The organism is Streptosporangium sp. NPDC049046 (assembly GCF_040649155.1).
In the GTDB taxonomy this organism is placed as follows: domain Bacteria; phylum Actinomycetota; class Actinomycetes; order Streptosporangiales; family Streptosporangiaceae; genus Streptosporangium.
This window is the reverse complement of the sequence record NZ_JBEZEZ010000037.1, coordinates 22,608-49,418: the sequence shown is the minus strand read 5'-3', so window position 1 is coordinate 49,418 and position 26,811 is coordinate 22,608. Positions and strand designations below refer to the sequence as shown.

Sequence of the window (26,811 nt, the reverse complement as noted above, 5' to 3'; positions counted from 1 at the left end):
GCCGTCCGTCGCCAAGACCGTGCCGCGAGAAAGAGAGCGGCCCGGCCTTGGCGACGAGTCCGGGACGGCGGCCCTTCTCACTCCTCCCGCAACCCCTCCGGCCGCAGCGTCCGGCGCAGGATCGGCCGGGCGGCCCGCGCCACCAGCACCGCGGCCAGCACGCCGACCCCCACCATGAGCATCGCCCGGGCGGCGGCGACGGAGAGCGCCGCCGGCAGGTAGATGTCCGCCAGCGACAGGACGACCACTGCCACCCCCGCGACGGCGGCCACGACGCACACCGGCAGCGCCGCGATGAGCGCCTGCCGGGTGAGGACCCGGCCCAGCGCGACGCCGGGCACGCCCGAGGCGGCCAGGGCGGCGAACGAGCGCCGGTGATCCAGCAGGTCCTCCGCCTGGTGCACCACGAGGGCGGCGGCCGAGGTGACCAGCGCGATCAGCAGGGCGAGGTCGACGAGCAGATAGGCCACACCCCAGGAGTGATTGATGCCGCCCCGGAGAAGGATCTGCCCCTGCTGGGCACCGACCGCGGAGCCGAAGAACACGGTCAGCCCCACCACCGCCAGCGCGCGGGCCCACCCCCGAGGGTCGGCCCCGACCATCCGGGCGGCCAGCAGGGTCTCCGCCACCCCGGTGCGGTCGCCGATCCGCCGGGCGGCGGCCCTGATCAACCACGAGGCAGCGAGGACCAGGCCGAACAGCAGGAGCACCATGCCGGCGGTCATGAACAGCGCCGCCCCGTACGGCACAAAGGGGATCTTGTTCTTGAGTCCGGCGACGAACATCACGGCACCCGCCGCGGTCAGCGCCAGGTCGGACGCCCTGGGACCGGCCGGGGGTGTCCGCCGGACCACGCCCAGCGGCGAGGTCACCACGTGCCGTCCCGCCCTCAGCCCGGACAGCGTCCCGGCGAGCAGCACCACCGCGAGGATCGCCAGGATCTGCGCCGACGGGACACGAGGCACCGCACCCTCCAGCGACCACGCCGGCACCAGGTGCGCCACCAGGTACAGCGCGACGCCGGACACCCCGCCCAGCAGGGACCGCCACCCGCTCTCGTACGCCCCGAGCAGACGCACCTCGCGCGGCGTGGCCCCGGCCAGCCGGAGCGCGGCGAGCCTGCGCTCCCTCGTCGCGGTGGCCAGCCGGCTCACCTGATAAACGAAGGCCATGGTGGGCACGACCAGCAGGGCCAGCGCCAGCGCGGTGACGAGCCGTGCGTCCCTGCCGGAGAAGAAGCCGAGATACTCGATCCGCCTCTCGACGAGGAACCCGTCGGGGTGGCGCGAGACGCCGAGCCCGAACGCCAGCAGGTTCGCCGCCACGCACAGCAGGAAGGTCGCGAGCGCCGCCCCCGCGACCATGAGACGCCCCCGCACCCGCTCGCGCCGCGACCCGCCCCTGGCGAGCATCCGCATCACGGTGATCACACGGTCACCCCGGCCGTCCTGCCGTCGCGCAGCACGATCTCCCGGTCGGCGTAGGCGGCCACCCGGTTGTCGTGGGTGACGATCACCAGGGTGGTGCCGTCCGCGCGTGCCGTACCGACGAGCTCGTCCATCACCCGTTCACCGGCCAGCGAGTCGAGCGCGCCGGTCGGCTCGTCGGCGAAGACCACCCGTGGACCGGTGACCAGGGCGCGGGCCACAGCGACCCGCTGCAGCTGTCCGCCGGACAGCTCGCCGGGGCGCCGGGCCGCGCAGTCGGCCACCTCCAGCCGTTCCAGCCGGGACCGGGCGGCCAGCAGCGACTCCTGGCGTCCGTGCCGGTTGAACAGCAGCGGCAGCGCCACGTTCTCCTCGGCGGTCAGCTCGGGGACGAGCCCGCCTGACTGGAAGACGACACCGAAGCTCTGCCTGCGCAGCGTCGTCCGGCCGGCGTCGTCGAGGGTGTCGACGCGCCGCCCGTCGAAGTGGACCTCCCCCGACTCGGGACGGATGATCCCGGCCAGGCAGTGCAGCAAAGTCGACTTGCCGGAGCCACTCGGGCCGGTGATCGCGACGATCTCCCCGTCGCCGATCTCCAGGGACGCGCCGTCCAGTGCGACGGTCCTGCCGAAGGTCTTGCGTAACGCACGTGCCTCAAGCATCGATCTCCTCCTTGAGATCCGCGAGTCGTTCCATGGCCGCCTCGATCCAGCGCAGGTCGGCGTCGAGGTGCTGAAGGGCGTAGTCGGCGGCGAGCGCCTGCGCGGGGGACCCCGAGGCCCGCTCCGCGGTGAGTTCGCGCATCCGCGCCAGGTGGGCCGCGCGCTGCCTGACCAGGTAGCCGTCGGCGGCGCCTCCGGCCACGATCGCCACCACCACGCGCGAGACGAGCGTGCTGGAAACGTGCGGCGCGGGTGTCTCCACCTGCTCCAGCCACCGGGTCAGCTCGGCCAGCCCCTCCTCGGTGAGCGCGTACACCGTGCGCTCGGGACCGCTCTCCCGCACGGTCTCCGCCACCTCGGCGAAGCCGTCCCTCTGCAGTCGCTGCAATGTCGCGTAGACCTGCCCGTACGCGAGCGGCCTGGCGCCCGGCAGGCGCTGGTCGTGCTCGCGTTTGAGTTCGTACCCGTGCTTGGGCCGCTCCGCGAGCAGCCCGAGCATCACGTGTCCTGTAGACATGATCGGGACTATACATTCAATACATACACTGAGCGAATAGAGAGAGGCCGATCACCTCGCGCCGGGGAAGGCGAGCGCCGGCGTCGTTGGAACAGACCCCGGTAACAGGTGAATCCGCGACGCCGGTCGTCATATCGGCGAGTCCTGCGGCGTCAGGCGGAACGCGTGCGCGTGCTCGGCCCCCGGTCGCGGAAGGCGCACCCGGTCACGGAAGGTACGCGCCGCGTTTCCCGGTGGCCTCCCGTACCCGCAGGGGGTTCTCGCTCGTGGCGACCGGGAAACGCGGCGTTGCTCCGATGCGTTTGTGGCATTACGGTTGACCTTGTGACTGCCGGGTCGGCCTTGGGCCAACAGCGAGTAGGGCACCCGGCCGAGGCGTGAGCCCCGGGCGGGCCAGAGGCCCTCCCCCTTTTTTCCTTCCGCGCTCTCAGCGCGACGTTTCTCCGTGGACGCGACCCGGATCTCTCCTTCGTGGTCTCCGCGTCCCATGTAGCCCGCGCGTGTGATTCCCACCGGTTTTCCATGGTCCGGTGGCTTCCACGTCCCGCGTGACGCCCACCTGCTCTCGCGGCACCGGTCACCGCGGGTTTCGCGCCGTTCGTGAACCGGCCCCGGCGATGAATCGCCGACCGGGCCGGTCGCCCAGTGCTCCTTCCTGATTTCCCGCACCACGGTCGCGGTCGCCCCGTGGTGATTTCGTCCTGCCCATCGGACGGTCCTTCGTCATGCCCGCGAACAGTCGCGGGACCATCGATTCCGGAGAAGAAAACAAAGAATGCCCAACGAATTCAACCAGCAGATCATCGAGGAGTTCCGCGCCAACGGCGGGCGGGTCGGCGGCCCCTTCGAGGGGGCCCGGCTGCTCCTGCTCACCACCGTCGGGGCGCGGTCCGGCGCCCGGCACACGACCCCGCTCGGCTACCTTCCCGACGGTGGCGCCCGGGTCCTGGTCATCGCCTCGGCCGGGGGCGCGCCGAACCACCCCGCCTGGTTCCACAACCTGGTGGCCGACCCTCTCGTCACGGTCGAGGACGGCATCTTCACCTACCAGGCGCGGGCCGTCGTCCTGGAGGGCGCCGAACGCGACCGCGTCTTCGCCCGCGCGGCCGAGGCCGACCCCGGGTGGGCCGACTACCAGGCCAAGACGGCGCGCGTCATCCCGGTGGTCGCCCTCCAGCAGGTCGGCGGCGGGCCGCCGAAGGGGTCGTCGGCGGGCGCGACCCTCAGGATGGTCCACGAAGCGTTCCGGCGAGAGCTCGCCCTGATCCGCAAGGAGGTCACCGAGTCGGGTCCCGGACTCGGCGCCCAGCTGCGGGTGAACTGCCTCACCCTCTGCCAGGGGCTGCACAACCACCACACCGGTGAGGACATCGCGCTGTTCCCCTTCCTCGCCGGGAGCCACCCCGAGCTCGCCCCGACCCTGGAGCGGCTGAGCCGGGAACACGAGAAGATCGCGGCTCTCGTCGAGGAGCTGCGGGACGTCATCTCCACCGAGGGCGCGGATCCGCTGCCGGTGCTCCCCGAGGTCGAGCGGCTCACGGACGAGCTGGAAAGGCACCTGGCCTACGAGGAGGAGCAGCTGCTCCCGATCCTCGGCGCGTAGCACCCCGCCGCCCGCGTACCGGTGACGTTCGCCGTCGGCCGGTGCGCGGGTCACCCGCCTGAGGACGCGTCGTGCGCCCGTGTCCGCCCGTCCTCAGGCCCGCCCCCCTCTGTTTGCCGGTTCGGCAACTAAGTTTGCCGGATTCGGGGAGGTGGGCGGAGTATTCACGGCGAACGGAGGTACTACACACATGACCGTACAAGCGGAACAGGCCGTGACGTCCACCCCCGCGGGTGAGGAGCGGCGCTACGACGTCGTGGTCGTCGGCGGTGGCGCCGCCGGGCTGAGCGGGGCGCTGACCCTGGCCCGTGCGCGGCGCTCGGTGCTGGTGATCGACGCGGGCCGGCCGCGCAACGCTCCGGCGTCCCACGTCCACTCCTACCTGACGCGCGACGGCATGCCCCCCTCGGAGCTGGTGGCCGCGGGACGCGCGGAGGTGACCCGCTACGGCGGCGAGATCATGCAAGGTGACGTCGTGGCGGCCGAGCGCCTGGACACCGGAGGTTTCCGCGTCGCCGTCGACAGCGGGATCTCGGTCGCGGCGGACCGGCTGCTCGTGACCACCGGCCTCGTCGACGAACTGCCCGAGGTGCCGGGCCTGCGGGAACGCTGGGGGCGCGAGGTCCTGCACTGCCCGTACTGCCACGGCTGGGAGGTGCGCGACCAGGCGATCGGCGTCCTCGCCACCGGGCCGTTCGCGGTTCACCAGGCCCTGCTGTGGCGGCAGTGGAGCAGGGACGTGACCTTCTTCTCGCACACCGCGCCCGAGTTCGGCGCCGAGGAGTACGAGCAGCTCGCCGCCCGCGACATCGCCGTGGTCGACGGGCCGGTGACGGCGCTGGAGGTGGTGGACGACCGGCTCACCGGCGTACGCCTGGCCGATGGCCGGGTGGTCCCCCTTCAAGCTCTCGTGGTGACCCCGCGCTTCACCGCCCGCTCCGGCCTCCTCACCGGCCTGGGCCTGGAGACGACCGACCAGGAGATGGGCGGGCACGTGTTCGGCAGCTACGTCGCCGCCGACCCGTCCGGGGCGACGGCACTGCCCGGGGTGTGGGTGGCGGGAAACGTCACCGCGCTCACCGAGCAGGTGATCGGCGCCGCCGCGGCGGGCGGGCGTGCCGCCGCCGCGATCAACGCCGACCTGATCGCCGAGGAGACCCGCCGGGCCGTCGCCGCCCGCCGCGACTCCGGCCGGCACGAGCACACGCGGGAGGATGCCGTCCCCGAGGAGGAGTTCTGGGACCTCCGCTACCGCGAGAGCGACCGGATCTGGAGCGGGAACCCCAACGTCGTCCTGGTCCGCGAGATCACCGGTGTGGAGCCGGGCAGTGCCCTGGACCTGGGATGCGGCGAGGGCGCCGACGCGATCTGGCTCGCGCGGCGAGGATGGCGCGTCACCGCCACCGACATCTCCGGTGTCGCACTGGAGCGCGCCGCCCGGCACGCCGCGTCGGCGGACGTCACCGGCCTTGTCGACTGGCAGCGGCACGACCTGGGGGTCTCCTTCCCGCAGGGCGTCTTCGATCTCGTCTCCGCCCACTTCCTGCACTCCCCCGGCGACATGCCGCGAGAGAAGATCCTGCGGACCGCCGCCTCGGCGGTCGCGCCCGGCGGGACGCTCCTCATCGTCGGGCACGCGGGATTCCCCGCCTGGGAGCACAACCCCCATCCCGACGTGCACCTCCCCACCCCGCAGGAGGTGCTGGAAAGCCTGGAGCTCCCGGAAGGGGAGTGGGAGGTGCTGCTCTGCGAGGAACACGAGCGGATCCAGAACGACCCCGAAGGACAGCCCACCACCCGCACGGACAACGTCCTCAAGGTCCGGCGCCTGAAAGGCTGAACGGCGGCCCCTCCCCCTTTCCAGGGCCGGGCGTCTCCCGTGTCTCGTGGAACGGGGTCACGCGACGATCGCCTGGGCGAGGGTGAGACCGAGGAACACCGCGCCGAGACCGGCGGCGACCGAGGCGACGACGTTGACCACGGCGAAGAGGACCGCGCCGGTCTCGGCGAGCCGCAGCGTCTCGTAGGAGAACGTCGAGTACGTGGTCAGCGCCCCGCAGAAACCGGTGCCGAGCAGCAGTTGCACGCCGGGGCCCACCGCGCCGGACAGCGCGACCCCGGTCAGGGCTCCCAGGATCAGCGAGCCGACCACGTTGACGGTGAAGGTGCCCCAGGGGAAGAGCGTGTCGTGGCGGGCCTGCACGGCCCGGTCCGTCAGGTAGCGCAGCGGCGCCCCGACGGCACCGCCGAGCAGCACCACGAGCCAGTTCTGCGGCCCGCTCACGTCGTCGCCCCGGTCCCGGGGCGGACGACCTCGACCTCGTCCAGGGTGGCCAGCCCTTCGGTGAGGAGGTCGTCCAGCCTCGGCAGGAAGGCCCGGATCCGTTCCTCGGTGTCGATGATCGTGACGATCACCGGCAGGTGGTCGGCCATCGACAGCAGCCGGGTGGTGTGCACCATCGAGGTGGCGCCGAAGCCCTCGATGCCGCGGAAGACGGACGCCCCCGCCAGCCCGGCGGCGTGGGCCCGATGCACGATCTCGGTGTACAGGGGTCGGTGGCGCCAGGTGTCCGTGTCGTCGACGAAGATCGTCAACCTCAGTGCCCGGGCGGCTGGAATCATCGCGTTCCCCTCCTCGCCCTCGTCGCTCTAGCCAGAAGCCTGCGGGTGGTCCACGCGCCGACCGTCACCGCGACCAGGGCCGCGATGACCGTCGCCGCCAGGTAGCCGAGCGTCGGGCCGATCCGGCCGGCGGAGACCAGGCGCTCGATGTCCAGGCAGTAGGTGGAGAAGGTGGTGAAGCCGCCCAGCACCCCGGTGGCCAGGAACGGCCGCGCCCAGGTGGGCGCCGTCCAGGCCTCGGTGAGCACGACCATGAGAGCACCGATCAGCAGGCAACCTGCGGCGTTGACCCCGAGCGTCGTCCAGGGGAAGGAACCGGCCGCGGTCGGCCACAGCAGGGCGGCTCCGTAGCGGGCACCCGCGCCGATCGCGCCACCGGCGGCGATCACCACCAGCACGGCGTGATGGGAGCGACGCGACTCGCCGCCCCCGCGCGCACCGGGTGGATCGAGGTCGGGATCGATGCCGGGGTCGACGGGCTCGGTCGCCACCGTGAATTTCACCTGGTCCGGACGCATGCCTCTCCCTACACGCGGGGGGATGCCCGGCATCGCGGGCACCGCCTGTCACGGGTAGGGACCGTTGGCGGCGGATGCCGCGGTTGGGAGCGGCGGGCCCCACCGCCGCGAGGCCCGCCGGATATCGGCGGGCTCCTCGTGCCCAGCGTAGCGCGACCGCCCCGCGATCATCCGTACGGCCGCTCCCCGAGGCCCGTGTCGCGGAAAATCACGGAGAGGGAGCCGTGGCACACCCGGGCGGGCGAAACGGGATCTCGTGGCTTGCGGAACCCGCTGCCCTGCGGTGCCACGCTCCTCACGTCCGTTTCGCGATCGCGCCACCAAGGCCGGCGCGCGGAGCCGCGACGACCCCGGCGGAGTCCCCACCGGTCATGAGCCGGTCCAGCACGGTGGCATCCGTGCTCACCCGGTTGCCCGCGTCGAAGGAGCGGACGTGGACACGCCTCCCGACGGGCTCGCCGTCGCCGAGCAGGGCGAGCGTCTTCTCGTCACCGTCGGCGGTCTTCGCCAGGAAGCGGCGACCGTCGGCCTCGAGTCTCCCGATCACGATGCCGACGCGGGTGCCGTCGCGCCGGTGCCTCACGGTGTAGGTCTCGATCGTGCCCCGCCCGTCGGCCCGGACGGCCTGCGGGACGGCGGGCCAGGCGTCGATCTCGGCCTGAAGCTCGGCGCTGCGATCCTGGCGCCACCCGGTGGGAGCGGTCGAGTAGACGCCGACCGAGTACTTGCTCAGCATCCCGCCGTTCGCCCCCACCATGCCGTACGAGCCCGGCCTGGCGCGGAGCCTCCGGACGATCTCGGCTATCGCGTGCGTCGAGTAGTTGTTGCCCGCTCCGCCGAAGAAGGGGAGTCCTCCGGTGACCGTCAGCCCGCGCGGGTCGTCGGCGGCCAGGCCGAGGCCGTCGCAGATGTTGGAGACGGCGATGGGAAAGCAGCTGTACAGGTCGATGGCGTGCAGGTCGTCCACCCCGATGCCCGCCAGGTCCAGGGCGTGCCGGGCGGCCGTCACGGAGGCCGGTCCCGCACCGAGGTCGGCCCGGTCCAGCAGGTCGCGCTCGCGCAGATCGGCGTGGCCGTGCAGGAAGACCCACCTCTGCGCGGGGACGCCGAGACGTCTCGCGTCGGCCACGGACATCAGCAGGACGGCCGCCCCCTGGTTGACCTTCTCGCGCGCGACGAGGTAGCGGGTGTAGGGCTCGGCGATGAGCCGGTTGTCCTCGGTCGGGGTGACCAGTTCCCCGGCGTCGCGTTCGACGGGCGCGGCGGCGTGCGGGTTGGCGGCGGCGACCCTGGTGAACGGGGCGAACAGCGCCCCCATCCCGGCCGCGTACTCCCGCCTCGTCTGCCCGAGGCGGGCCCGGCGCGCGTTGTCGAACAGCGCGTACTGGCTCGGCGCGCCCGCCAGCCCGTGCGCGGCCAGGAACCGGGAGACGAGTCCCTTGAGCCCGTAGCCGCGATCCTCCAGATCACCTTCGACGGTCTCGCCGAAATCGGGCCTGTCCTCGGCCCCCGCCAGGTGCAGGACCGTCGAGATCGCCTCGGATCCGACGATGAGGGCCACCCGCGAGGACCCGGTCGCGATCGTCGCGGCGAGTTCGTTGACCAGGCGCTGGGGCGCCTGCCCGCCGGCCACCTCCAGGATCGCCCGGCCGGGGTTCGCACCCACCCGGTTCGCGACGGAGCGAGGGTAGTTGGTGGATCTGCCCAGCGGTGCGAGGGCGCCGGGCGCGGAGATCTCGAACTGGCGCACCCCCGCCACGGTGTCGACGGCGGCGGCGACGTCCGCGGGGTTCGCACGGGTGTCGGCGAGGGCCTCGCGGACGGCGGCCGCCGCGAGCTCGACGGGTGACAGGCGCCGGTAGTCGCGCTCGCCGATCCGCTCGGACGACTGCCCGACGCCCACGAGCACCGGCGTGCGGGGGTCGAGGTCCTCGAAGGTCATCTTCACGCTCCCGCGGATCCGGCGCCGAGGGCGTCACCACCCCGAAGTGATACTCACCCGGGCCACCCGTGATTTATAGCTGAAAACCGCCCTTGAAGGATGGAGCGTATCTCCTTCCTCCACGCGATCGCCGTGAGGTCGGACCGGCACGGGTTACGGGTCGACGAAGAGCCGCAGTGGATCCTCACCGCGACGTCCACGCAACTACTATTTGGAAACTTTCCTATTGACAAACTTTCTGATCACATGTTTGATCCGAGGTAATTTTAAGGGGTGAAGTTACCAAGGCCTTCCTTCCAGCCGATGGGAGAGGGTTCGGGGCCGCTCACCCCACGGAAGCACCTGTGGCCCGCGGCTTCAGGAGCGCGTGCCGCGCCCACGAAGAAACCCCCAGAGAGGAGAGCCACCGTGACTCCGCAGCACCCCCCACCGCCACTCCCGGGCGCGGTCGCCGCGCCGCCCCCCGCCGTCACCGGATACGCCGAGGTGCCATCCGGCGCGACCAGGAACACCCCCATGTCACGGCGGGATGCCGGGAGACTCCGATGAGACACCTCCTCATGGCGCTCGCCGTGGTCGCGGCGTTCCTGATCGTGCCGGCGGGTACGGCGCAGGCCGCGCCACCCGCCGGGCTCACCACCGTGATCAGCCGCAACAGCGGCAAGTGCGTGGACGCGCGGGCCGCCGCGACCGCCAACGGCACCGTCGTCCAGCAGTACGCGTGCAACGGCTCGGCCGCCCAGCTCTGGCGGTTCCAGTCGACCAGCGGCGGGTTCCACCGGGTCGGCAACGGCAACAACGACGCCCAGGCGTGGGACGTCAAGGACGTCTCCACCGCCGACAGCGCTCCCATCCAGCTCTGGTCCTACTCCGGCGGCAACAACCAGCAGTGGCAGGCCGTGGAGGAGGCCGGCGGCTTCTACCACTTCGTCAACCGGCACAGCGGCAAGTGTCTCGACGTGCCGGGTGCCTCGATCGGGGACAGCGTGCAACTCCAGCAGTACACGTGCAACGGCACGGCCGCCCAGTCCTTCAGCCTGGGCACCCCTCCACCGAGCGGGAACAACCCCGACCTCGGCCCGAACGTGAGCATCTTCGACCCGTCGACGCCCACCGCGACCATCCAGGCCAGGCTCAACACGGTCTTCAGCCAGCAGCAGACCGACCAGTTCGGCGCCAACCGCTTCGCCCTGCTGTTCAAGCCCGGCTCATACTCGGTGGACGCCAACATCGGCTTCTACACGCAGATCGCCGGTCTCGGCCTGTCACCCGACAACGTCACCATCAACGGCGCCGTGCACGCCGAGGCCGACTGGTTCCAGGGCAACGCGACCCACAACTTCTGGCGCGGAGCCGAGAACCTGTCGGTCACCCCGCCCTCCGGCACCGACCGCTGGGCGGTCTCGCAGGCCGCCTCGTACCGGCGGATGCACCTGCGCGGCAACCTGCAGCTCGACGACGGCGGCTGGTCGAGCGGCGGCTTCATCGCCGACTCCAAGATCGACGGCCAGGTCCGGTCGGGTACGCAGCAGCAGTGGCTGTCGCGCAACGCCGAGTGGGGCGGCTGGACCGGTTCCAACTGGAACATGGTGTTCGTGGGCGTGAACAACCCGCCCGCGGGCAACTTCCCGAACCCGCCCTACACCAGGGTCGCGACCACGCCGGTCGTGCGCGAGAAGCCGTTCCTGTACGTCGACCAGGCCGGTGCCTACCAGGTGTTCGTGCCGGCGCTGCGGACGAACTCCTCCGGCACGACGTGGACCGGCGGCAACCCCGCGGGCACCTCGATCCCGATCGGCCAGTTCTTCGTCGTCAAGCCCGGCCACACCGCGGCGGACATCAACGCGGCGCTCGCACAAGGGCTGAACCTGCTGTTCACCCCGGCCGTGTACCACCTCAACGACACGATCAGGGTGACCCGGGCCAACACCGTCGTGCTCGGCCTGGGCCTGGCAACGCTGATTCCCGACAACGGCGTGACCGCGATGACCGTCGCCGACGTGGACGGCGTCAAGGTCGCCGGGCTGCTGCTCGACGCGGGTACCACCAACTCGGCCATGCTGATGCAGGTCGGTCCCGCGGGATCGTCGGCGAGCCACGCCGCCAACCCGACATCGCTGCACGACGTGTACTTCCGGGTCGGTGGCGCGGCCGTCGGCAAGGCCACCCAGAGCCTCGTCGTCAACAGCGACAACGTGATCGGCGACCACCTGTGGATCTGGCGCGGTGACCACGGCAGCGGCATCGGGTGGAACACCAACACCGCCGCCAACGGACTCACCGTCAACGGCGACGACGTCACGATGTACGGCCTGTTCGTCGAGCACTACCAGCAGCACCAGACCGTCTGGAACGGCAACGGCGGCCGGACGTACTTCTACCAGAACGAGATGCCCTACGACCCGCCCAACCAGGCCGCCTGGATGAACGGGAGCACGCAGGGCTACGCCGCGTACAAGGTGGCCGACTCGGTCACCACGCACGAGGCCTGGGGCCTGGGCAGCTACTGCTATTTCAACGTCAACCCCGGGGTCGTGGCGGCCCGCGCGTTCGAGGTCCCGAACAAGCCGGGGGTGCGCCTTCACAACATGGTGACGGTCTCGCTCGGTGGTGTCGGCACGATCCGCAACGTCGTCAACACCACGGGCGGCCCGTCCAACTCCAGCACCAACGTGGCCAATCTCGTCGATTACCCCTGAGCTGGTCTCCCCCTCGTTCCTGAACCGCACGGAAAACGAGCCCTTCCCCGGGCGGGGAAGGGCTCGTCGACGGTCAACGACTACAGCGTGCCGGGGCCGTAGTAGCCGCCCAGCTTCTCGCGGTAGTCGGGCTCCCTGTAGGTCGCCTCGTCGAACTCCGGCGCGTCCTTGATCTCCTGCTTGGTGCGCGAGACGTAGATCTTGCGCTCCTGCGGATCGATCTGGTGCACGGTGCCGGCCGGCAGCAGCACCTTCTTGCCGAAAATCCAGAACCCGGTGTCGACGACGATGTAGCTGTTGCCCACCGTGTTGCTCTCCTCGTCCACCGAACCGATCTTGCCGTCGGTGGCCTCCACGTCGAACCCCACGAGATCCAGCGCCTGCTCGCCGCTGTAGGTGTCGGGGCGGTAGCTCCACACGTCCGTCATGGTGTTTCTCCTCGTCGGTGAAGGTGGGACAACCGCCCCCTACCCGCCGCGCCCGCGCTAAACAGGCCGTCGGAGATCCGGGACCGGGCCCCCGGCGGCCGCGTCGCCCTCCCTCCGAGGTCGAGAGCCGAATCCACCGGTGCCGACGACCGCGTAATCATTTCGCGGCGAAGTACTCCGCCACGATCCGGGTGTGCAGCGGGAAGGCGAGTTCTCGCGGTCCGTCGATCAGCAGCCACTCCGTCGTCTCGTCCGTCGGCACGACCGGTGGGAGGTCGGCCGCGCCCGTCCGAGGTCCCAGGGCGAAGACCAGCACGGTCCCGTCGGGGGCGCTGAGCACGTCGAGGAGGCGCACGCCGTCCGGGTCGACGACGACCCCCGTCTCCTCGCGAAGCTCCCGGACGGCCGCCTGCTGCCAGGACTCGCCCATGTCGACGAAGCCACCGGGCAGCGCGAGAGCGCCCCGGTGCGGTTCGACGCCACGACGGACCACCAGCAGGCCCTCGTCCACCGGCAAAACCATCACCGCGACCGGCAGCGGGTTGAGGTAGGAGGTGTTCCCGCAGCCGGAGCAGGTGCGCGGCCACGCCTGGTCGGGGGCGAAGGCCCTGCCGCAGAAGGAGCAGTGTGAGTTCCTGATCGTCACGATCGCGAGACTAGACCAGAACGAGGTCTTGATCCGACTTCTCCCCCCTACGGGGACCCGCGACGAGATCCCGCGTCATCCCGCGTCGCACCGCCCGGCCGGGGTCTGCCGGGACGGATGTCGAGCCGTACGGCCCGGATGCCGCCCGGCGCGACGTCCTCTTCGCACAGGGGGCAGACTTTCCCGCGTGAAGCGAATCCTCATCATCGGCATCGGCGCGGGAAACCCCGACCACCTCACCCTTCAGGCGGTCAAGGCCATCGCGGCGGCCGACGTGTTCTTCGTCCTCGACAAGGGAGAGGCCAAGCACGACCTCGTCCAGCTCCGGCAGGACCTCGTCGACGCGCACGCCCGCGCCCCGTACCGGCTGGTCGAGGCCCGCGATCCCGAGCGCGACCGGACCACCCCCGCCTACGCGGGCGCGGTGGAGGACTGGCGGTCGCGCCGCGCCGACATCTACGAGCGGCTCGTCCGCGACGAACTCGGCGACGACGAGACCGGCGCGTTCCTCGTCTGGGGCGATCCCTCCCTCTACGACAGCACGCTGGCCATCGTCGAGGAGGTCCTCGCCCGGGGCACGGTGCGGTTCGAGTACGACGTCGTCGCCGGCATCAGCAGCGTGTCCGCGCTGGCCGCCCGGCACCGCACCAGCCTGACCCGGGTCGCACGGCCCCTGCACATCACCACGGGCCGCCGCCTGTCGGAGGAGGGACCCGGCGAATCCGACGACATCGACGACATCGTCGTGATGCTCGACGCCCGCAACGCCTTCGCCTCCCTGCCCGACCCCGCCGACTTCGAGATCTACTGGGGCGCCTACCTCGGCACCCCCGACGAGATCCTGGTGGCGGGGCCGGTCGAGGAGGTCGCCGACCGGATCCGCGACGTCCGTGCCGAGGCGAGGGAACGCAAGGGCTGGATCATGGACACGTACCTGCTGAGGCGGGTTCCTCGCGGGAGCTCTCCCTCCTGACGGGAGGTCGCGGCGGGTGGCGCGCGAGGGCCTGGCGTCGGATCGGCCGCGTCGAGGAGCGGCGTCGGCGTTCCGCTCCGACAGGGGCACGGGGAGTTCGGCAGGACCGAGGTGAGAGCCGCCTCGCCGTAATGTGTTCGTACGGAGGGCGGCTCGGAGGTAGTGTTGCCCTCCAGCAATGGACGTGATCGAGGAGGTGAGACCCATTACCGCTGTGTCAGGTCGGGTGCTCCCGTCCCACGGTCGCGCGGTCCTTCCGGCGTAGGTGACCGAGGGAGCCCCATCGGCATCCCGAAAGGCTCCAATGTCGGCTTTACCGCCGTTTCTCCCCCAACCCGTTGTCGTCACCAGGCTCCGGGCCGCCGGTTGCGTCTTCGCCGAGGACGAGGCACGGTTGCTCCTCTCCACGGCGCGGACGTCGTCCGAACTCGCCGCCATGCTGGACCGGCGGATCTCCGGTCTGCCCCTCGAACACGTTCTCGGCTGGGCGGAGTTCTGCGGGCTGCGGATAGCCGTGGACACCGGGGTCTTCGTTCCCCGGCGCCGCACCGAGTTTCTCGTCCACCAGGCCGTCGCCCTCGCCCACCGAACCGCCGGATCGGCAGATCGGTCCGCCTCCCTCCCCCGCCCCGCCTCCGATCCCCCTGTTTCCTCCGGTTCCGAAGACCTCACCGCTCCCGGCGACCAGATCCCTCGGCCACGGATCGTCGTCGATCTGTGCTGCGGCTCCGGAGCGGTGGGGGCCGCACTGGTCGCGGCCCTGGAACCGGTCGAGTTGCACGCCGTCGACATCGACCCCGCCGCGGTGCGCTGTGCCCGGCGCAACGTCACCCCCGGCGGCCGGGTGTACGAGGGTGATCTCTACGAGCCGCTGCCCGCCACGCTGCGGGGCCGCGTCGACATCCTGACCGCCAACGCCCCCTACGTGCCCACCGAGGCGATCGGTCTGCTGCCCCCGGAGGCCCGCGTACACGAACCACGGGTGGCACTCGACGGCGGCGCGGACGGGCTGGAGATCCAGCGGCGGGTGACCGCGTCCGCGGCGCGGTGGCTCGCACCGGGCGGTCACCTGCTGATCGAGACGAGCCGACGCCAGGCACCGCGGACCGCCGAGGCCTTCGCCCGCAACGGGCTGGTCCCGAGGGTGGCCGAATCCGAGGAGCTGGACGCCACCGTCGTCGTCGGGACCATGCCCCCCCTCCCTCCGCCCCGCGATCCCCGCCCGCGATCGGGAAACAGGTGCGGTCGGATAGGGTTTAGCGGTTGAATCGCTGTTCGCGGCCCTGTTTCAAGGACCGCGAACAGCGCGACCGCCCCGCATGAGGAGATCCCCGCATTGTCCGACAGCCGTGAGCACACGGCCCCCTCCACCGGGGGAGATCGTGCCGATCTGCGAGCCGACTGCGAGAGCTGCTTCGCGCTGTGCTGCGTCGTGCCCGCCTTCTCGGCCTCGTCGGACTTCGCGATCGACAAGAAGGCCGGGCAGGCCTGCCCCAACCTGCTGACGGACTTCCGCTGCGGCATCCACACCCGCCTCAGGGACAAGGGTTTCCGTGGTTGCACCGTCTACGACTGCTTCGGCGCCGGGCAGAAGGTCTCCCAGGTCACCTTCGGCGGGCAGGACTGGCGGCGGGCGCCACAGACCGCGAAGCGGATGGCCGAGGTGTTCCCGGTCATGCGCGACCTCCACGAGCTGCTCTGGTACCTGACCGAGGCGCTCACCCTGCGACCGGCCCTTTCCATCCACGATGAGCTCGGCCTCGCCCTGGAGAGGACCGAACGCCTCACCCGCGACACCCCCGAGGCGCTCGCACGGCTGGACGTGGCGGCACACCGGCGGGAGGTCAACGCCCTGCTGCTGCGCGCGAGCGAGCTCGTACGCGCCGAGGCCGGGCGCGGGAAGAAGAAGGACCGCAGGGGCGCCGACCTCATCGGGGCCAAGCTGAAGGGCGCCGACCTGCGGGGCGCCAACCTGCGGGGGGCCTACCTCATCGGGGCCGATCTGAGGGGCGCCGACCTCAGGACGGCCGACCTCATCGGAGCCGACCTGCGGGACGCGGACCTCTCGGGCGCCGACCTCACCGGGAGCATCTTCCTCATCCAGTCCCAGCTGGACGCCGCCAAGGGCGACGCCCGGACCTCGCTGCCGCCGTCACTCACCCGACCGGCCCACTGGTAGCCAGATCCAGGCTCAGCGGAGTCCCCGGCCTTCACTTGTCCAGTGAGGGAAGTGCGTTCTCGTACGAACTCAGCACACGCGCCGCCGGCCGGTCCCTGTCCGGCGTTGGGTGCCTATGAGGCGAGTGTCTGGCGGACGCCGGTCCGCGAGGCGTTCTCGATGGCGGCGAGCACGCGGTGCTGGCGCACGGCGGTGTGGAAGGAGGGGTACGCCTCGCGTTCCTCGGTGATCGCGCGGGCGACCTCCAGATAGAGGGCGGCGACGTTCGCGGGCGGGCCAGGGGGGACGTTGGCGAGTGAGGGCTCAGAGGCGTGGGCGAGGGCTTTGACGGCGGGCGTGGGCGCAGGCATGGGGGCGTTGGCGTGCACGGCGACAGGCACGAGCACGGGTGGACTCGCGAGGGTGTCGCCGGGAACGTCCTGGCGCGTGGGGCGGCCCGCGACGACCGGCTCGGCGCGGGTGCCGTCGGCGGCCGAACGGGTCACCGTCCAGTCGGCCCAGTGCGGGTACATTCCGGGCTGTGTGGGGGTGATGGTCAGCGCGCCCTCGCTCCCGGTGATCCTGAGATGGAAGCCGTCGGGCCCCGGCGCGTTGCCCCCGGATATGCTCACCACGGCCGCGGCGCCGCTCTCCAGGCGTCCGTGAACGGTTACGTGACCGGGCACCCCGCTGGGGATCGACCGGTCCGTCCCGGCCACGACGACCTCACGATAAGGATGGGTGAGCGAAGCGGATATCTCCGTCAGCGGACCCGCCAGATGCTCGACCGTCGCCAGGACGTGCCCGGCCATCACGGTCAGCAGGTTCATCCCCGCGGCGGGGTCGGTGCTCCAGGCGAGGTCGCGCGGGATACGGCTCCCGCCGAGCGGGGCGCCGTCGGCCACGATGGTGATCGACTCCATCCGTCCGATCCGGCCCTCGGCGATCAGATCCCTGACGAAGCCCGCAGCCGGGGAGTGAAATCCCTGGAGGACGACCGCGTGGACGACCCCCGCGGCGGTCGCCGCCTCGGCCAGTTCGACGGCCTCGGCCAGGTTCACCCCCAGCGGCCACTCGGACACGACGTGCTTGCCGTGGTCGAGCGCGGCCCGTATCGCCTCGGCGTGGTCGGGCGCCTTGACCGTCACGGCGACCACGTCCACGTCCGGGTGGGCGGCCAGCTCGGCGGCGCCGGCAAAGGCGTGCGGGACTCCGAACGCGGCGGCGGTGCGGCGGGCGCTGTCCTGTCTGGTGGTCGCGACCGCGGTGACGGCGTACTCCCCCAAGCCTGCCAGGGCCGGTAGGTGAGCTGCCGTTCCCCAGCCCCGGTCAGGGCTGGCGCCGACGACGCCGATACGGATCGGACCGGCGGGTGATCTGCTCATGGTCCCCCTTCACGAGTTAAGTATCGATCGGTAAAAAACTAGCTCGGAGCGGATCGGCTCGTCAACGGGGTAACGTATCGATCGGTAAGAAACTAGGGAGGTGCGCATGCCAGGAGGGCGCCCGCGCGCGTTCGACCCCGAGAACGCCCTGGACCGGGCACTCGAGGTCTTCTGGAGCCAGGGCTATGAGGGAACGGCGATATCGGATCTCACCGCGGCCATGGGCATCAACCGTCCCAGCCTCTACGGCACCTTCGGCAACAAGGAGGAGCTGTTTCGCAGGGTGTTCGACCGCTATGTCAACGGTCCGGGGGCGTTCACCGTCCGCGCCCTGGAGGCGCCCCGGGCACGAGAGGTCGTCGAACGCCTGGTGTACGGCGTGATCGAGCTGACCACCGGCCCCGACACCCCCCTCGGATGCCTCAGCATCCGCTGCGTGCAGGCGTGCGCGCCGGAGGCCGAGCAGATCAGGAGCGAGGTGGTGGCGCACAGGCAGGCCGGAGAGGCGGCACTGCGGGCGCGCCTGTCACGGGCGAGGGAGGAGGGCGACCTGCCCGGCGGCTGTGACCCGGCGGACCTGGCCCGCTTCGTCACCACCCTCGCCGACGGCCTCGCGGTACAGGCGGCCGCGGGCTGCGCCAGGGAGGATCTGCTGCGGGTCGCCGAGACGGCACTGCGCGCCTGGCCCACCGAGGGGTGAGCCAGAGCGCACGCGGCTACCCGTTTTTACGTGTAGTAGCCCTCGACCGGGACGCGCGCCTCGTCGAACAGCGCCGGGCCCTCCTGGGACACGTGCGGCCAGCCGCCTCCCGGCTTGAGGCTCGCGAGTTGCTCGTTGGAGAGCGCGAACACGACGCGGCCGAGGCCGGACCGTTCGATGGCGCCCGCGCACATGGGGCAGGGCTGGCAGCTGGTGTACATGGTCGTGGCCGCCGCGACGTCGGGGGTGAGCTCGCGGGCCGCCCACCTGGCCAGCTTCAGCTCGGGGTGGGCGCTGATGTCGCGGTCGCTGAGAACCGTGTTGTGGTCCTCGGCGAGGATCGTGCCGTCCGGACCCACCAGTAGCGACCCGAAAGGGGCGTCTCCGGTCGCTCGCGCCCCGGCGGCGAGTTCGATCGCCCTGCGGAGATGCTTCTCGTCGTCGTGCGTCATGATCGTCCTGTTCGTGGTCGATGAGTGTTCAGATCCCAGTGGGCCGCCACGGTCGCGAGCGCCTGCCAGGCCACCTCCGGGTGGCGCGTCTCCTGCGGGTCGCCGTTGAACGGATCGAGCACGACACTGTCGGCGCCCAGCAGACGCAGCTGTTCGAGGTCGTCGATGACCTGGTCGATCGTGCCCTCGCCGGCGAGACGTCCCGGAGCGGTGATCGGGGCCTGCGTGAGCCGCAGGACGATGCGGGGTGCGAAGCCCGGTACCGGGCGCCGTTCCTCGTCCGCGAGGACCTTCAGCCGGTCCAGCCCTTCGCGCATCCGCTCCAGGGTGAGGCGGAGCGGGTGCCACGCCTCCCCGAGACGCACCGCCCGGCGCAGTCCCACGTCGCCGTTGCCGCCGACCCAGATCGGTATCCGCCCGGCCTGGTAGTCCTCGTCGTTCTCCCAGGCGGCGCGTATCACCCGGAGGTGATCGTCGGTCAGCGCCCCGCGTCGCTCGAACGGAACCCCGAGCGCCTCGAACTCCTGCCGCGCCCAGCCGACGCCCACGCCGAGGACGAGCCGCCCGCCGCTGAGCCGGTTGAGGTTGGCCGCCATGCGGGCGACGAGCAGCGGGTGGCGGTACGGCACGATGAGCACCGTGGTGCCGAGCCGGATCCCGTCGGTCACCCCGGCCAGCCAGGACAGGGTGGTGAAGGGCTCGTAGAACGGCGGCGGGTACTGCTCGGCGACATCGGGGGTTATCGCGACATGGTCCGAGACCATGAGGAGGTCGAAGCCCAGCCCCTCCACAGTCCGTGCCCAGCCGCGCAGCACCCCTGGATCGGTGCCCGGCCCGAAGTTCAGTACGTTGACGCCTGTTTTCACCACTTCAGGCTAGCGAGCGATCATGGAGATCCGGAAGGGATACCTCGATCAGCGCCGCATGCTCTTTGAGGACATGCGACCGTGAAATCACCCGCTCGACCGCTTCAGCCGTCGGAGACCTCGGACTGAAGGACCTCGAGAGCCTCACGCAGCACGGGTGCCGGCGCGAGGTCACAGGCGGCCCGGATCGCGCCCGTCAGAAAGGCGACGAAGACGTCGACCAGCGCCTCGATCTCGTAGGGACGACCGCTTCTCAGCCAGACCAGGGCCGTCTCGTCGCAGGCGGCGCTGAACCCGCGCATGGTCAGCCGGAGCGCCGGCGCGTCCGCGTCGAGGCCGAGTAACCCGCAGATCGCACGGATTCCCTCCTGGCTCGTCGTCTCGAAGGCCTTCCAGGCCGCGTCGGTGGTGTCCGCACGCCGCAGGATGAGGTTCAGGGCGGCGTCCTCGTTCTCGGCCAGAAACCTCAGATGGGCGGCGAGGTGGCGGCGGAGCCGCTCGACGACGGGCCCGTCGGAGCCGATCTTCGCGGCGGCGCGGAGCCGTTGGTCGATCACGCCTACGACTTCCGCGTAGAGGTTCTCCTTGCCGTTGAAGTGGTGGGACAGAAGCCCGTGGGCGACCCCGGCCGAACGGGCGATGTCCGCGACGGTGACGTCGGCGTAGGGGCGCCTGGAGAAGTTCTCCAGCGCGGCTTCCAGCAGTTTCCGGCGCGTCTCCTGAGCGGCCAGTTGCCGCCGGGTGGGCGGCTTGCCCACGACGGACTGGGTCACGTCCATTCCCCTCCTCGCGACGCCGGCTCGGCCTGTCATCAGCGTATTCCACGATCGTCCCCCGCCCGGTCACGGAGAACGCCCATCGGCATTTGATTGATTATCATTCAATGAAGTATGTTCAACGTAACGCATCGCCCACGGCGGCCGGACGGCGAAGTGGGACAGCAGATCGCTGGAGGAAGAGCGATGACCAAGGTTCTTATCGTCGGGAGCACGGGCACCGTGGGCAGCCTGGTGCTCGAAGAGGTGCTCAGACGCGGTACCGACGCGCGAGTGCTGGTGCGCGACGAAAAGCGCGCCGCACACCTTCCCGCGCACGTCGAGCGCCACGTGGGCGACCTCGGCGACCCCGACGCGGTGCGCGGTGCCATGAAGGGCGTCCAGGCCGCTTTCTACGTCCCCCCGCACGAGCCGGACGAGGTGCGACTGGGCACGTCGTTCGTACGAGCGGGCGAGGAGGCCGGGATCCGGCTCGTCCTCGCCGGCACGCACATCAGCGACCCCCAGATGAGAGCCGCGTTCGTGGAGAGCATGCCCGCCTACCGCGGCAAGATCGAGGTCAGCACCGCCTTCGCGGCGTCGACGGCGAACCCCGTCGTGATCGCTCTCAGCAACTACAACCAGAACGACGAGATCTTCAAGGAAGACATCCTGAACGGCGTCTACCCGACGCCGATCAAGCGATCGAACCGCATCGACCTGCGAGACATGGCCGAGCTGGCGGCGACCGCGCTCATCGATCCCGCTTTCCCGAGTGGCGAGTACGCCCTGATCGGGCCCGAGTCGTTCACCGGGGCCGAGGCCGCCGAGATCTGGGCGGCCGAACTCGGGCGTCCGGTGACCTACGTGGACGGCGACGGGGAGTGGCAGGCGATCTTCGGCAAGCGGCTCGCCGCACAGAAGCTCGAGGACTGGATCTCGAGCTTCGTCCTGCTGAAGAACGCGGAGTTCCCGACCGATCCGGCGCAGGTCCAGGAGGTGACCCGGCTGCTTGGCCACGCGCCGCGCGACTACCGCAGCTACGTGCGCGAGACCGCGCGACTGTGGAAGAGCCAGGAGCGCTCGGCGCCTCCGGCTACCTCGTCGATCTGACCCCGTCCAGGGAAGGCGCGCGCCGCGGCCCGTGAGCCGCGGTCCGTCGTCGGCGGGAACACGGACCGCTCGGGTACGCCGGTGAGACGGTCCGTGTTCCCGCCGGGCGCCTTTACGATGTAGATCAACAAAACGCGGGCCGGAGATTTTAGCCGACGAAACCCCGCCCGCGAGCGGGCCCGGCGCGGCCCCCGGCGCGAGCGTGTGCAATGGGCCCATGGCTGCCGTACCGATATGGACCGACCTGCTCAAGACCCGATCCGCCCTCTGCCTGGGAATCGCCCCCTCCCCCAAGTGGCTGGAGGCGTGGAGGATGGACGACGACGTGGACGGGGCCCGGCGGATGTGCGGGGTGGTGCTGGAGGCCGCGGGCGAGCGGGTGTCCGTCTACCGGATCCAGGTCCCGTTCTTCACCCGCTTCGGCACTTCGGGCACGGACCTGCTGCGCGAGGTCGTCGACGGCGTGCACGAGCGGGGCTCACTCGCCGTGCTGGACGCGAAGGTGTGCGACGCCGACGACACGATGGACTCCTACGCCGACCTCTACCTCGGTCCCGGCAGCGTGCTGGGCGGGGACGCGGTGACGGCGAACCCGTTCATGGGCTTCGCCGCCCTCGATCCCCTGCTGCACAGGGCCCGTGACAGCGGAACCCTGGTCATGGTGCTCGTCCGCACCTCCAACCACACGGCCGGCGGGGTCCAGGGCGCCGTGACAGGGTCGCGCACCGTCGCGCAAAGCACCGCCGACGAGGTGCGGGAGTGGAACGACGAGCACGGCGTGGCCGCCGCGGCCGTGGTCGGGGCCGGCCGCGAGGAGGCGACCGACCTGGTGGCCCGCATGCCGTCGGCGGTCGTGGAACTGCCGGGCCTGGGCAGGGCCGGACGCGAGACCCACGACCTTCTCGCCGTCGCCGCCGAGGCTCCCGGACGTGCCGTCCTGCCGGTGACGACCGGGGTACTGCGACACGGGCCCGACGTCGCCGCGCTGAGCGCGAGCATCGTGGCCTGGCGGAAGGAGATCGACGCCGGGGTCCCGGCGTGCTGATCGAACTCCGGCCCGGCACCTCCGCCGAGGTCGCCGAGGAGGTGGCGGCGCTGGCCGGGGCGCACGAGGACGTCGCCGCCTGGCCGGTCAGGCTGGCCGGGCGGGTCTTCGTCGTGGTGAGCGGCGACGAGTCCCTCGCCCGCGTACCCACCTCGCCCGCGGTGCTGGCCCGTCACCCGACCCCTGAGGGCCACTGGCTGGTACGGCGGGAAAGCGGCGTGGCACCGAGCGAGGTGGCGATCGGCGACGGGGTGGTGGGGGGAGATCGGCTGTGGTGGGCGGCGGGGCCGTGCGCGCTGGAGTCGGCCGAGGACACGGTCGAGACGGCCCTGGCGGTCAAGGCGCAGAAGGCGCACGCCCTGCGGGCCGGGCTTTCCAAGACGCGCAGCAGCCCCTACCACTTCCCCGGCAAGGGCAGGCGTGGCCTGGAGGCGCTCGCGGAGGTCCGGCGGGCGGCGGCCATCCCCGTGATCACCGAGGTGTGCGACCCGCGCGAGGTGGAGGCGGTCGCCGAGGTGGCCGACTGCCTGCAGGTGGACGGGCGGCAGCTGGACAACCGCCCGCTCCTCGCCGAGCTGGGCGCCCAGCCCAGGCCGGTACTGCTGATGCGGGGGCCTCGGGCGAGCCTGAACGACTGGCTGCGGGCCGCGGAGTTCGTCCTCACCCGGGGCAACGACGCCGTGGTGCTCTGCGCGGGCGCCTCGGGAACCCCGCCGCAGCCCGGGTTCGGGGCGATCGCCGCACTGCGCGCCCGCACCGACCTGCCGGTGGTCTTCGACCCCAGTCACAGCACCGGCTCGGCCTCGCTGGTCGCCCCGGCCTCGCTGGCGGCCGCGGCGTACGGCGCGGACGGGCTGCTCATCGAGTCGTGTTTGAGGCCGGAAAGGATGTACCGGCCCGGCGACGCGGCGCACATGTTCCCCCCCGAGTCCCTCACGGACCTGGTCGCCGCCTGCGAGCGGGCCCGGGACTCCGCACGATCCCTGGCGGTTCCGCGATGACCGTTTCCCCGACCTCTGCGACCTCTGCGAGCTCTGCGACTTCCATGACCTCAGTGACCTCGACGACGACCTCGACGCGCGCCGCGGTTCATCCCGCGAGCTGGCTGGTGCCGCTGCACCGGCCGGAACGGCCCCGCGCGAGGCTGGTCTGCGTGCCCAACGCCGGAGGCGGCGCCACGACGTTCCGCGGCTGGGCCGACCTGCTCCCCGGTGACGTGGAACTGTGGGCGGTGCGCTCGCCGGGCAGGGAGACCCGCATCTCCGAGAAGCCCAGGCACAAACTGTCGATGATCGTCGACCCGGTGATCGACGGGCTGTCACGCCTGGAGGCGCTGCCGTTCGCGCTGTTCGGGCACAGCATGGGCGCACTGGTGTCGTTCACGGTCACACGACGGCTGCGCTCGCGCGGGTTGCCTGGCCCCGGACGGCTGTTCGTGTCGGGCTGGAACGCCCCCCAGGTCCGTGACGGCATGCCACGGCTCGGGCAGCTCGGTGACGAGGACCTGATGCGGGTGCTGCACCGGCTGGACGGCATCCCCCCGGAAGTGATCGGCAACGCGGAGCTGATGAGCCTCATCATGCCGGTGCTGCGGGCGGACCTGAACGCCGCCGAGTCCTACGTCCACGAGGACGAGCCACCGCTCGCCTGCCCGATCTCGGTGTTCGGCGGGAACGGGGACCCGACCACGACGGCGGCGGGCCTGAGCGCGTGGAGCACGCAGACAGGGGCGGCGTTCCGGCTGCGGCTGCTGCCGGGCGGGCACTTCTTCATCCACACCCAGCGCCGCACCATGCTGCGCGCGATACGGGAGGATCTCGGCGCCTGCCGCTGAGTCGGCCGGGGACGAGTTCCGCCGAACTCCCGGCCGGGAGTGCCCCGGGAGGAGCTCAGCGTTTCTTGCCGACGAGTTTCCCCATGGACAGGGTGGCCTCGGCGCCGTAGAAACGGCCGACGCGCTCGACCTCCTTCTCCAGCTCCCCGCTCTGGCCGGAGTCGAGCTTGACGAACGACTCCAACTTGATCTCGACCTTGCCGCCCTTCTCCTTGCGCTCCCACATCCCGGCCACGACCCCGTCGACGAGCATGATCTGGTGAGCGACCGCGCCCTCGTACCTGCCCCTGCCGTGTTCGAAGACGCGAGCGGCGGTGTCCTTGGGCACGACGACCTCCTTGGGACCACTGCCGAGAACGTACGCCTCGTACTGCGGCAGCAGCCGCACGCAGCTCGGGTCGGACGGCCAGCGGCCCTCGTCGGCGGCGAGGACGTACGCCTTGCGTCCCTCCACCTCGACCTGGGCGACCTCCTCGCCGAGCGACTCCAGCGCCTCACGCGCCTCGGGCGGTCTGAGCGCGAACCAGCGGGCCAGGTCCTGGTGGGTGGCGGGACCGTACGCGCGCAGATAGCGGCGCACGATCTCCATCGCCGACTCCTCGGGGTCCGGCTGGTCCTTCACCTCGGTCTTCAGCCCCGCCCACCGGTCGGGCCTGACATAGGTGACCTTGGCTCCGCGTACCGGCCCGAAACAGAGCACGCCGAGGTAGGCGACGGGACGCAGCAACTCGCCCCAGTTGGAGGCGAGCTTGTCCTTCGCCCACGCTCCGACACGTCCGGAGACCTCCTTCGCCAGCTCCTCGCGGGTCAGGCACTCGCCGTCCAGCGCGTCACGGACCGCGTCGACGAACGCCTCGCCCTGCTTGGCGGTGAGCCCGTGGTGGGCGTGCCAGCTGTCCTTGGCGCGCCAGTAGGGCTTCCAGCGCATCGCGGCCATCCACAGTGCCAGCTCGTCGGCGGCGTGCACGTGCAGGGTGCCGCGCAGGCTGTACGTCTTGACCAGGCGCTTCTTGTCGTACAGCTCCGCGCGCACCTGCTCCTGCGTGGCGTCCTTCACCCGTGCCCCGATGGCCAGCTCGGCCGCGGCGGCGACCTGCGACTGCACCCCGCACACGTCGCGCACGGGTTTGCGCAGGTCGCCGGAGACGGGTTTCACGAGGTGATGGCGGGCCAGCCGCCGCGCGTGGACCTGATCCCAGGTGAGTGAGTTCATGGTCGACGCTTCTACCCCATGGGATGGAGCCGAACCTGGACGTGCTTGACACCGTTGATGACGGGAGAGCGCAGATAGTCGGGCGGGCCGAGCAGTTCCGCCCCCGACACCGAGTTCGCGAGCTCGTCCAGGAAGACGGTGAGTTCCAGCTCGGCGAGAGCGGCTCCCAGGCAGAAGTGCGGGCCGGAGCCGAACGCGACGTGCCCGCTGCGGGAACTGCGCGGACGCCCGACGTCGAACACCTCGGGAGAGTCGAACACGCGCTCGTCGCGGTTGGCGGAGGTGTGCCAGATGACGACGTCCTGGCCCTCGTGAATGGTCTTGCCGTGCAGCTCGGTCTCGCGGGCCGCGCGGCGCAGCACGTGGCGGCTGGGCGAGGTCCAGCGCAGCAGCTCGCCCACCGCGTTGGGCACCAGCTCGGGTTCCTTGCGCAGCCGGTCCCACTGGTCGGGGTGCTCCATGAAGGCGAGCAGTCCCCCGACCGCGGCGTGCCGGGTGGTCTCGTTGCCGCCGAGCATCAGCACGTCGAAGAAGAGCAGGCACTCCTCCTCGCTCAGCACCCCCGCGTCCTGGGAGCGGGCGAGCAGGCTGACGATGTCGTCGCCGGGCGACCTGCGGCGTTTTTCCACCAGGCCCTGGCAGTACAGCAGGAGCTGGCCGTGCGCCTGGGCGGCGTTGGCGCGCACGTCGGAGGTCATCTGGTACTCGCTGTCGTGCGAGCCGAACGCCGTGGAGGTGAGCCTGAGCATCAGGTCCCAGTCCTGGCGCGGCACGTCGAGCAGCGCGGAGATGCCCGCGACGGGCAGGGCCGCCACGACGGTGGCGAAGTCGCACTCTCCCTTTTCCAGCGCGTCGGCGAACACGTCCTTGACGACCGAGCGCAGGTACGGCTCCAGGGCGGCGATCGCCCGGGGGGTGAAGCACTTGTTGACCAGCTTGCGCAGCTCGGTGTGGCGGGGCGGGTCCGTCGTGTTGATCATCTTCCCGGACCCCTGGTCACCGGTGTTGCGATGCGGGCCGAGGGTGTTGGTCTGGTTGGAACTGAAGGTCTGCGGGTCCTTCTGGACGTTCACGCAGTCCTCGTAGCGGGTGACCGACCAGAAGCCGGGCTCCTTGCCGTCGGGATTCCAGTAGAGCGGGTCGTTGTCTCGCAGATGGCGGAAGACCTCGTGGGGTCTGTCGCCGACGTGCAGATCGGCATCGGCCAGATCGACATCAGTCATTTAGGAACTTCCCATTCCTCGGAGAATTTT

Annotated in this window: 26 protein-coding genes; 11 read left to right on the top strand and 15 right to left on the bottom strand. The window is 71.1% G+C overall.

Going from position 1 to position 26,811, the window contains the following annotated elements; all coding sequences use genetic code 11:
* Positions 1–77: 77 nt before the first annotated feature.
* The 3 genes from AB0B96_RS35495 to AB0B96_RS35485 are packed head-to-tail and all read right to left on the bottom strand — an operon-like array spanning position 78 to position 2,606.
* A complete protein-coding gene (locus AB0B96_RS35495) occupies positions 78–1,430 on the bottom strand; it encodes an FtsX-like permease family protein (RefSeq protein ID WP_362905934.1) in 1,353 nt (450 codons plus the stop codon).
* Positions 1,427–2,089 carry an ABC transporter ATP-binding protein gene (locus AB0B96_RS35490; RefSeq protein WP_362905932.1) on the bottom strand — a complete coding sequence of 221 codons (663 nt, stop codon included), beginning with the start codon at positions 2,087–2,089 and terminating at the stop codon, positions 1,427–1,429. Before AB0B96_RS35490 ends, AB0B96_RS35495 begins: the two co-directional genes overlap by 4 nt.
* Positions 2,082–2,606: a PadR family transcriptional regulator gene (locus AB0B96_RS35485; protein WP_362905930.1), complete on the bottom strand. Its 525-nt coding sequence runs from the start codon at positions 2,604–2,606 to the stop codon at positions 2,082–2,084. Before AB0B96_RS35485 ends, AB0B96_RS35490 begins: the two co-directional genes overlap by 8 nt.
* Before the next feature lie 775 nt (positions 2,607–3,381).
* On the opposite strand from AB0B96_RS35485, the gene AB0B96_RS35480 reads away from it, so the two are divergent.
* Together AB0B96_RS35480 and AB0B96_RS35475 are read left to right on the top strand one after the other, a co-directional pair.
* The gene (locus AB0B96_RS35480; protein WP_362905929.1) at positions 3,382–4,209 is read left to right on the top strand and encodes a nitroreductase/quinone reductase family protein; all 828 of its coding nucleotides are present in this window, start codon (positions 3,382–3,384) and stop codon (positions 4,207–4,209) included.
* Between the two features lie 190 nt (positions 4,210–4,399).
* Positions 4,400–6,049, top strand: coding sequence for a bifunctional NAD(P)/FAD-dependent oxidoreductase/class I SAM-dependent methyltransferase (locus AB0B96_RS35475; protein WP_362905927.1), 1,650 nt, complete (start codon positions 4,400–4,402; stop codon positions 6,047–6,049).
* Positions 6,050–6,106: 57 nt separating this feature from the next.
* Here the strand turns inward: AB0B96_RS35475 and crcB are convergent, their stop codons facing one another.
* From crcB to AB0B96_RS35455, 4 genes are all read right to left on the bottom strand, one after another.
* Positions 6,107–6,493, bottom strand: coding sequence for a fluoride efflux transporter CrcB (gene crcB, locus AB0B96_RS35470; protein ID WP_362905925.1), 387 nt, complete (start codon positions 6,491–6,493; stop codon positions 6,107–6,109).
* Entirely contained in the window at positions 6,490–6,831 is a 342-nt protein-coding gene (locus AB0B96_RS35465; protein WP_362905923.1) for a DUF190 domain-containing protein, read from the bottom strand. The genes crcB and AB0B96_RS35465 overlap by 4 nt, the downstream gene beginning before the upstream one ends.
* On the bottom strand, positions 6,828–7,349 hold the full coding sequence (locus tag AB0B96_RS35460; protein WP_362905921.1) for a CrcB family protein: 522 nt from the start codon (positions 7,347–7,349) through the stop codon (positions 6,828–6,830). The genes AB0B96_RS35465 and AB0B96_RS35460 overlap by 4 nt, the downstream gene beginning before the upstream one ends.
* Positions 7,350–7,644: 295 nt before the next feature.
* Positions 7,645–9,291: an acetyl-CoA acetyltransferase gene (locus tag AB0B96_RS35455; RefSeq protein ID WP_362905919.1), complete on the bottom strand. Its 1,647-nt coding sequence runs from the start codon at positions 9,289–9,291 to the stop codon at positions 7,645–7,647.
* A gap of 545 nt (positions 9,292–9,836) precedes the next feature.
* Here AB0B96_RS35455 and AB0B96_RS35450 point away from each other — a divergent pair.
* Positions 9,837–11,990, top strand: a complete 2,154-nt coding sequence (locus tag AB0B96_RS35450) for an RICIN domain-containing protein (protein ID WP_362905917.1) — start codon at positions 9,837–9,839, stop codon at positions 11,988–11,990.
* Positions 11,991–12,070: 80 nt separating this feature from the next.
* Here AB0B96_RS35450 and AB0B96_RS35445 read toward each other — a convergent pair whose 3' ends face one another.
* Together AB0B96_RS35445 and AB0B96_RS35440 are read right to left on the bottom strand one after the other, a co-directional pair.
* A complete protein-coding gene (locus tag AB0B96_RS35445; protein ID WP_350949394.1) occupies positions 12,071–12,418 on the bottom strand; it encodes a PRC-barrel domain-containing protein in 348 nt (115 codons plus the stop codon).
* A 157-nt stretch (positions 12,419–12,575) separates the two neighbouring features.
* Complete coding sequence (locus AB0B96_RS35440) at positions 12,576–13,064, bottom strand: NUDIX domain-containing protein (RefSeq protein ID WP_362905914.1); 489 nt, start codon at positions 13,062–13,064, stop codon at positions 12,576–12,578.
* Positions 13,065–13,251: 187 nt separating this feature from the next.
* On the opposite strand from AB0B96_RS35440, the gene cobF reads away from it, so the two are divergent.
* From cobF to AB0B96_RS35425, 3 genes are all read left to right on the top strand, one after another.
* Complete coding sequence (gene cobF, locus AB0B96_RS35435; protein WP_362905912.1) at positions 13,252–14,037, top strand: precorrin-6A synthase (deacetylating); 786 nt, start codon at positions 13,252–13,254, stop codon at positions 14,035–14,037.
* A 304-nt stretch (positions 14,038–14,341) separates the two neighbouring features.
* Entirely contained in the window at positions 14,342–15,304 is a 963-nt protein-coding gene (locus AB0B96_RS35430; protein ID WP_362905910.1) for a putative protein N(5)-glutamine methyltransferase, read from the top strand.
* A gap of 69 nt (positions 15,305–15,373) precedes the next feature.
* Positions 15,374–16,216 carry a pentapeptide repeat-containing protein gene (locus AB0B96_RS35425; protein ID WP_362905908.1) on the top strand — a complete coding sequence of 281 codons (843 nt, stop codon included), beginning with the start codon at positions 15,374–15,376 and terminating at the stop codon, positions 16,214–16,216.
* A gap of 113 nt (positions 16,217–16,329) precedes the next feature.
* On the opposite strand, the gene AB0B96_RS35420 is transcribed toward AB0B96_RS35425, so the two are convergent.
* Positions 16,330–17,580, bottom strand: coding sequence for a Gfo/Idh/MocA family oxidoreductase (locus AB0B96_RS35420; protein WP_362905905.1), 1,251 nt, complete (start codon positions 17,578–17,580; stop codon positions 16,330–16,332).
* A 106-nt stretch (positions 17,581–17,686) separates the two neighbouring features.
* Between AB0B96_RS35420 and AB0B96_RS35415 the strand changes: the two genes are divergently transcribed.
* Positions 17,687–18,280: a TetR/AcrR family transcriptional regulator gene (locus AB0B96_RS35415; protein ID WP_362905902.1), complete on the top strand. Its 594-nt coding sequence runs from the start codon at positions 17,687–17,689 to the stop codon at positions 18,278–18,280.
* A gap of 26 nt (positions 18,281–18,306) precedes the next feature.
* On the opposite strand, the gene AB0B96_RS35410 is transcribed toward AB0B96_RS35415, so the two are convergent.
* The 3 genes from AB0B96_RS35410 to AB0B96_RS35400 all read right to left on the bottom strand — a co-directional run bounded on the left by AB0B96_RS35410 (position 18,307) and on the right by AB0B96_RS35400 (position 20,377).
* Positions 18,307–18,732 (bottom strand): nucleoside deaminase, encoded by a 426-nt coding sequence (locus tag AB0B96_RS35410; RefSeq protein WP_362905900.1) that lies wholly within the window; start codon positions 18,730–18,732, stop codon positions 18,307–18,309.
* Complete coding sequence (locus AB0B96_RS35405) at positions 18,729–19,598, bottom strand: LLM class flavin-dependent oxidoreductase (RefSeq protein WP_362905898.1); 870 nt, start codon at positions 19,596–19,598, stop codon at positions 18,729–18,731. Before AB0B96_RS35405 ends, AB0B96_RS35410 begins: the two co-directional genes overlap by 4 nt.
* Positions 19,599–19,702: 104 nt before the next feature.
* Positions 19,703–20,377, bottom strand: coding sequence for a TetR/AcrR family transcriptional regulator (locus tag AB0B96_RS35400; protein ID WP_362905896.1), 675 nt, complete (start codon positions 20,375–20,377; stop codon positions 19,703–19,705).
* A 183-nt stretch (positions 20,378–20,560) separates the two neighbouring features.
* Between AB0B96_RS35400 and AB0B96_RS35395 the strand changes: the two genes are divergently transcribed.
* The 4 genes from AB0B96_RS35395 (at position 20,561) to AB0B96_RS35380 (ending at position 24,345) form a co-directional block, all read left to right on the top strand.
* The gene (locus AB0B96_RS35395) at positions 20,561–21,466 is read left to right on the top strand and encodes an NmrA family NAD(P)-binding protein (RefSeq protein WP_362905894.1); all 906 of its coding nucleotides are present in this window, start codon (positions 20,561–20,563) and stop codon (positions 21,464–21,466) included.
* A gap of 217 nt (positions 21,467–21,683) precedes the next feature.
* The gene (gene pyrF / locus AB0B96_RS35390) at positions 21,684–22,511 is read left to right on the top strand and encodes an orotidine-5'-phosphate decarboxylase (RefSeq protein WP_362905892.1); all 828 of its coding nucleotides are present in this window, start codon (positions 21,684–21,686) and stop codon (positions 22,509–22,511) included.
* Positions 22,505–23,512 (top strand): 3-deoxy-7-phosphoheptulonate synthase, encoded by a 1,008-nt coding sequence (locus AB0B96_RS35385; RefSeq protein ID WP_362905890.1) that lies wholly within the window; start codon positions 22,505–22,507, stop codon positions 23,510–23,512. The genes pyrF and AB0B96_RS35385 overlap by 7 nt, the downstream gene beginning before the upstream one ends.
* Before the next feature lie 53 nt (positions 23,513–23,565).
* A complete protein-coding gene (locus AB0B96_RS35380) occupies positions 23,566–24,345 on the top strand; it encodes an alpha/beta fold hydrolase (protein ID WP_362905888.1) in 780 nt (259 codons plus the stop codon).
* Between the two features lie 55 nt (positions 24,346–24,400).
* Here the strand turns inward: AB0B96_RS35380 and AB0B96_RS35375 are convergent, their stop codons facing one another.
* Both AB0B96_RS35375 and AB0B96_RS35370 read right to left on the bottom strand, forming a co-directional pair.
* Positions 24,401–25,558, bottom strand: a complete 1,158-nt coding sequence (locus tag AB0B96_RS35375; RefSeq protein WP_362905886.1) for a winged helix DNA-binding domain-containing protein — start codon at positions 25,556–25,558, stop codon at positions 24,401–24,403.
* A gap of 11 nt (positions 25,559–25,569) precedes the next feature.
* Positions 25,570–26,781: a cytochrome P450 gene (locus AB0B96_RS35370; protein ID WP_362905884.1), complete on the bottom strand. Its 1,212-nt coding sequence runs from the start codon at positions 26,779–26,781 to the stop codon at positions 25,570–25,572.
* Positions 26,782–26,811: the final 30 nt, after the last annotated feature.